Raw genomic sequence first — 5663 nt, forward strand, 5'->3', positions numbered from 1 at the left:
GTGACGCTGATGGTGCAGGGGCTGATCCGGCTGTTCTTCGGCGCCGGGAGCTATTCCTTTTTCGAAAATGAAACCAAGGATGTGTTCCGCATCGACACGAGTTTCCTCGGTTCGACCCGGCCTTTGGTGATCACCGAGCCGCAGCTGCTGATGATCGTGGTGACCATCGCCTCGGTGCTGGCGCTGCACTTCTTCCTGACCCGGTCGCGGCTGGGCAAGGCGATGCGCGCCATGGCCGATAATGCCGATCTGGCGCAGGTCTCGGGCATCAACACAGCGCTCGTGGTGCGGGTGACCTGGATTGTCGCCGGGGCGCTGGCCTGCATGGCCGGCACCATGCTGGCGCTGGACGTGACGCTGAAGCCGGACCTGGCCTTCAACATCATCATCCCGATCTTTGCCGCGGCGATTGTCGGCGGGCTGGGCCAGGCCTATGGCGCCATTGCGGGGGGACTGCTGATCGGCTTTGCCGAGTCGCTGGCGGTGTTCAACTGGACCATGGTGCTGCGGCCGCTCAATGGCGTGCTGCCTGAATGGCTGCAACTGCCCGCGACGCTGGCGCTGGTGCCGACGGAATACAAGCTGACCGTGGCCTTCGTTATCCTGGTGGTCGTGCTGCTGGTGCGGCCGACCGGTATCTTCAAGGGAGCTTCGTCATGATACGGCGGTCGCTTACCCTGTTTGCCGGGCTGTTCGTGCTGATCCTGGTGATCGGCTGGCTCATGGGTCTGCCCTTTACTTCGAGCCGGCTGGTGGAGGCCGCGGCCTATTCGCTGATCGCGCTGGGACTCAATATCCAGTGGGGCTATGGCGGGCTGTTCAATTTCGGCATCATGGGCTTTTTGATGCTGGGGGGCTTTGCCGTCACCTTCATCTCCTATCCGGTCAACCCGCAATTCTGGGGCTCGGACGGGCCGTGGATGCTGGGACGAGCGCTGATCGCCTTTGCCGCCGGCGCTTTGCTGGTCATCGGCGCGCGCAAGAGCGAGCGCATCGGCATTCGCGGCAAGTGGAAGAGCTTAGTCACCGTGCTGGCCTGGTTCGTGGCCTATTGCGTCTATCGCAGCCAGATCGATCCGGCTGCCGCCTATATCGAGGCCAATGCCGGTTTCGTCGGGGGCCTGGGTGCGCATCCGGTGCTGGGGTGGCTGTTTGGCGGCGTGCTGGCGGCGGGTATTGCCTTCATCGTCGGCAAGATCGCACTGGGGCTGCGCACGGACTATCTGGCCATCGCCACGATCGGCATTTCCGAGATCATCCGCGCGCTGGTCAAGAACATGGACTGGCTGACCCGCGGCACGCTGACCGTGTCGCCCATTCCGTGGCCGACGCCGCTGCCGCAGGATTATCAGGCTTCGGGATCGGACATGTTTTCCTCGCTGCTGCTGGCACGCGGCGGCTTCCTGCTATTGGGGATCGCTGTGCTGGGCGCGGCCATCTGGTTGATCGCCAGAGCCTATGCCGGTCCGTGGGGCCGCATGATGCGGGCCATCCGCGACAATCACATCGCCGCCGCCTCCATGGGCAAGAATGTCACGGCGCGGCAGCTCGAGATTTTCGTCTTCGGTTCGGTGCTGATGGGTATCGGCGGCGCCATGCTGGTGAGCTTCACGCAGATCTTCGATCCGTCGAGTTATCAGCCGATCAACCACACCTTCCTGATCTGGGTGATGATCATTGTCGGCGGCGCCGGCAATAATTGGGGCGCAGTGTTCGGCGCGGTGCTGATCTGGCTGGTCTGGGTGGTGTCGGAGCCGCTGGCCAAGGTCATCTTCGAGTTTGTCAGCTATTGGTCGAGCAATATCGGCTGGGGTGCCATCCCCGAGATCGAGTCGCGTTCGGCGCAGATGCGCGTCTTCGTGCTGGGACTGGTGATCACCATCGCGCTGCGATACGCGCCCAAGGGACTCATACCCGAAGTAGTGCGCCGCGAGGGATAGGTCTTGTGAAAAGTCCAAATATGGACTATGTGTGCATCTGAGCTTTTCTTTCTTTGGAGGCACAGATGGTGCGGGCCGGCTTTGCGGAGATGCAACAGACTGGGTTTGCGCCGGCACAGGCGCTGGGTGCCGAGCGCTTTGAGCCGGCCAACCGGCGTCGGCTCAGCGGGCCGGCTTTGCGCAGCTTTGCCGCTATTGCCGATCTCTGGGGCCTCAATGAGCAGCAGCGCCGGCTGGTGCTGGGCTATCCGTCGCGCTCGACCTACCACAACTGGATGCGGCTGGCGCGCGAGCAGGCCGATGTCACCCTGGATGTGGACAGCCTGACGCGGCTGTCGGCGCTGCTGGGCATTCACCAGGCGCTTGGCGTGCTGTTCGATACGCAAGGCGAGGGCGTGGCATGGCTCACCGGGCCGCATGATGCGCCTTTGTTTGGCGGCCAGCCGCCCATTACGCTGGTGACGGCTGGAACTCTGGACGGACTGCTGCAGGTGCGCCGGTTTCTCGATGCGGCGCGGGGCGGGCTCTATATGCCGCCCAACGGGCTCGATGCCGGTTTCGCGCCCAGCACCGACCGGGACATTGTTTGGCGGTGAGCATCGTCCATGCCGCGGCGCCCGTGCCGGCGCATCGGCTGATTCCCTCGCAATTTCCGCCCATCGGGCTCTTCGACACGGTGGCGCGCGCCGCCGATCTCGAGGCGGTCATGGAGCTGGCGGGCTGGACCAACGACCGGTTGGTGGCCGAGCGGCTTGGCCGCCTGCCGCGCGCCGAATGGGCCTTTGGACGCGCCAATGCCTCCATCGTCATGGCGGCGTTCCTCCATGCGCCGGTCAGCGGCGCGCGCTTTTCCGGGCCGGACCTGGGCGCCTGGTACGGGGCGGCGCGGATCGATACCGCGATTGCCGAAGTGGCGCACCACCTGCGGCGCGAGGCATTTGCCCGCAGGCTGCCCACGGCGAGGCGGCGCTATCGCGCCTATGGCTGCCGCCTGCTGGGCGCCTATCGCGATATCAGGGGGCTCAACGACGCCGCACTCTATGACCGCAGCAACTATGCCGCCAGCCAGACATTCGGGGAAGCTCTGCGCGCGGCGGGCGAGGATGGCGTGATCTATGACAGCCTGCGCCATCAGGGCGGGGTGGCCATCTGTGCCTATCGGCCAAGCAAGGTGGTCGAGGTGGTGCAAGCCGAGCATTTCGACATTGCAGTGGCGGTCGACAGCGCGACGATCGCGGTGACACGGCTGGGCGCGGGTCCACCGCAATCGCGGCGTCAGACCCGGCCCTGAGCAATGCTCGTCAGCAGCGCGATGGCCGCGCGCTTCAGGTCGCGCGCCGGCACCACGCGCAGATGCTCGAATTCGGGCCGTGCCAGAACGGCCCGAGCGGCTGGCGGCGGATTGGCACCCGGCCACATGCCGGCCAGCAGCGAACCGATCATGGCAATGGCCCAGCCGCAATCGGCCGGTGTCGCCCCGGGCAGGCGCGCGGCCAGCGCCGCTATGATGCGCGCGGTCTGGTTGTTCATGAAGGTCTTGGTGTCGGCGATTGTCTCCTCGGAGACATTCTGCTCCAGCGTGCTCGACAGGATCGAGATCAGTTCGCAGCAGCGCGGGCGGGCCAGGAAGGTGCTGGAAATCGTTTCAGCGAGGCCGGGGACATCGCCTGGCGATTGCGCCGCAATAGCCGGCTCGAGCACATCGACCAGCTGGCCGAACTCATCGCGGAACAGCTCCAGCAGGACCTGTTCGCGGCTTTCGAAATAGCGATAGACGTTGGACTTGGTGAAGCCGGCCCTCGCCGCGATGGCATTGAGCCCGGCACCGGCCGGGCCCTCGGCATCGAACAGTTCGGCAGCGGCCGCGAGCAAGGTCTCGCGGCGCTGGCTGATCTCTTCGGGCTTGCGGGCACGCTGGAATGGTGGGGCAACGCTCATGCGTCCATTCTAAGCCGCACCGGCCATGTCAGGGAAGGGCAGGCGCACCAGTTGCTCGGACCTGTCCCACAGACGGCTGGCGACTGACGTGTCGAGCGCCGCGGCTGGCGTGGCCGCCACGCCTACCGGGCCGCGGACTTCCATCAGCCACCTGGGTCCATAATAGCCGCCCGGCATCGCTTCGGGTGCGGTTGCGGCGAACAGGCTGGGCATAGCCGCCTGCGGCACGGGCTGGAACAGGAAGGTCAGGTGGCGGCGGATGAAGGCCGCGGGGCTGGCCTCGCCCATGCCGTTGACGATGAGTTCGGTGCGGGCGATGCCCGGATGGGCCGCTATGCTGGTGATGCCCCAGCCCTGGGCGTGGCTGCGGCGCTGCAGCTCGAAGGCAAACATCAGGCAGGCCAGCTTGCTCTGGCTATAGGCGACCATCGGCGTGTAGCCGTTCTCCGACTGCAGGTTGGCAAAGTCGATCTGTCCCTGGCGGGTCGCGACGCTGGACAGAGATATCACACGCGGGGCGGACGCCGCCCGCAGCAGCGGCAGGAGCCCCATGGTCAGCGCGAAATGGGAGAGATAGTTGGTGGCAAATTGCAGCTCGAAACCATCGACCGTGGTCTGGCGGGTCGGCGGGGTCATGACGCCGGCATTGTTCACCAGGATATCGATGGGCGTGGCGCTTGCTTCCCGTCGCGCGACGAAGGCGGCGACCGAGGCGAGACTGGCCAGATCGAGCATGTCGAAGGCGATATCGGCATGGGGCGTGGTGGCGCGGATGCGGGCAAGGGCCTCGTCGCCCTTGGCTGGATTGCGGCCGGCCAGGATGACGCGAGCACCATGCTCGGCCAGCATGCGGGCCGTCTCATAACCCAGCCCGCCGGTGGCGCCGGTGATGATGGCCGTCTTGCCGGCAAGGTCGGGAATGTCGCGTTCGGAAAAGCTCATGACGTCGTCCTCAATAAGAAACCATTGGTCTCTAATTAAGAGAACGATGGTCTTTTGTCAAGGAGCCGCCTTGCGAGCCGATGCCCAGAGCCAGCGGGTCGGGCGGTTGTCGTAACCCGAGCCGTCACTCTCGCTGATGTCGAGACTGGCCCACTGTGCCGCGGCGAGCAGATGGCCCTGCAGCGTCGCGCGGTCGGGGTAATTGTAGTAGCGACCGAACTGATCGCGGCCTTCCCCTTGGCCGGCCTTGAAGCTGGCGGTGAGCAGGCCGCCCGGGCGCAGGGCGCGGTGGATCAGGCTGAGGTCACCGGTTAGCTCGGCGCGGGGCGCATGCAGCAGGCAGGCATTGGCCCAGACGCCGTAATAGGCCTCGCTATCGTCGAGTTCGTGGAAGGCCATGATGCGGACTGGACAGCCGAGCCGGGCCCGGGCTTCCGCGGCAAGCTCGGGAGAGGCATCGGATGGGGTGACGGCAAAGCCGGCTGCCAGCATGGCGGCGGCATCGCGACCATTGCCGGTGCCCAGTTCGAGCACGGAGGCGCCAGGGGGCAGCCTTGCCATGAAGTCGACCAGCTGCGGCGCCGGGCGACTGGCGTGCTGCACGTATTGGGCGGCGTTGTCGGCGTAGAATTTCAGCGTTTCCGGATCGGGCATGGGGCCTCCAAGCAAAAGGGCCCGGGAGTGATCCCGGGCCCTCTATATTGTGCGGATGGTGCGGAGTTACTGGATCAGGCCCTTTTCGACGAAGGCGCCGCCTTCGACGGCGAGCTCGACGATGATGCCGTCCACGTCGCCGACTTCGTCGAAGTCGAGCGCGCCACCGGCGCCGTCATAATCGATGTC

7 protein-coding genes are annotated in these 5663 nt (G+C 65.6%); 4 read left to right on the forward strand and 3 right to left on the reverse strand.

The window, feature by feature from the left end:
- From V6M52_RS02155 to V6M52_RS02170, 4 genes are all read left to right on the forward strand, one after another.
- Positions 1-660 (forward strand): branched-chain amino acid ABC transporter permease (locus V6M52_RS02155; RefSeq protein ID WP_332698964.1); only part of this gene is annotated, 660 nt, incomplete at its 5' end.
- Positions 657-1940, forward strand: coding sequence for a branched-chain amino acid ABC transporter permease (locus V6M52_RS02160; protein WP_332692477.1), 1284 nt, complete (start codon positions 657-659; stop codon positions 1938-1940). The genes V6M52_RS02155 and V6M52_RS02160, both read left to right, overlap by 4 nt.
- Before the next feature lie 89 nt (positions 1941-2029).
- On the forward strand, positions 2030-2536 hold the full coding sequence (locus tag V6M52_RS02165) for an MbcA/ParS/Xre antitoxin family protein (protein WP_332692506.1): 507 nt from the start codon (positions 2030-2032) through the stop codon (positions 2534-2536).
- A 2-nt stretch (positions 2537-2538) separates the two neighbouring features.
- Complete coding sequence (locus V6M52_RS02170; protein WP_332698970.1) at positions 2539-3231, forward strand: RES family NAD+ phosphorylase; 693 nt, start codon at positions 2539-2541, stop codon at positions 3229-3231.
- Here the strand turns inward: V6M52_RS02170 and V6M52_RS02175 are convergent.
- The 3 genes from V6M52_RS02175 to V6M52_RS02185 are packed head-to-tail and all read right to left on the reverse strand — an operon-like array spanning position 3216 to position 5474.
- Positions 3216-3878, reverse strand: coding sequence for a TetR family transcriptional regulator (locus V6M52_RS02175; RefSeq protein ID WP_332692475.1), 663 nt, complete (start codon positions 3876-3878; stop codon positions 3216-3218). The genes V6M52_RS02170 and V6M52_RS02175 overlap by 16 nt on opposite strands.
- A 9-nt stretch (positions 3879-3887) precedes the next feature.
- Entirely contained in the window at positions 3888-4820 is a 933-nt protein-coding gene (locus V6M52_RS02180) for an SDR family oxidoreductase (RefSeq protein ID WP_332692473.1), read from the reverse strand.
- Positions 4821-4877: 57 nt separating this feature from the next.
- A complete protein-coding gene (locus V6M52_RS02185) occupies positions 4878-5474 on the reverse strand; it encodes a class I SAM-dependent methyltransferase (RefSeq protein WP_332698967.1) in 597 nt (198 codons plus the stop codon).
- Positions 5475-5663: the final 189 nt, after the last annotated feature.

It is taken from the genome of Devosia sp. (assembly GCF_036676215.1).
Classification (GTDB): domain Bacteria; phylum Pseudomonadota; class Alphaproteobacteria; order Rhizobiales; family Devosiaceae; genus Devosia.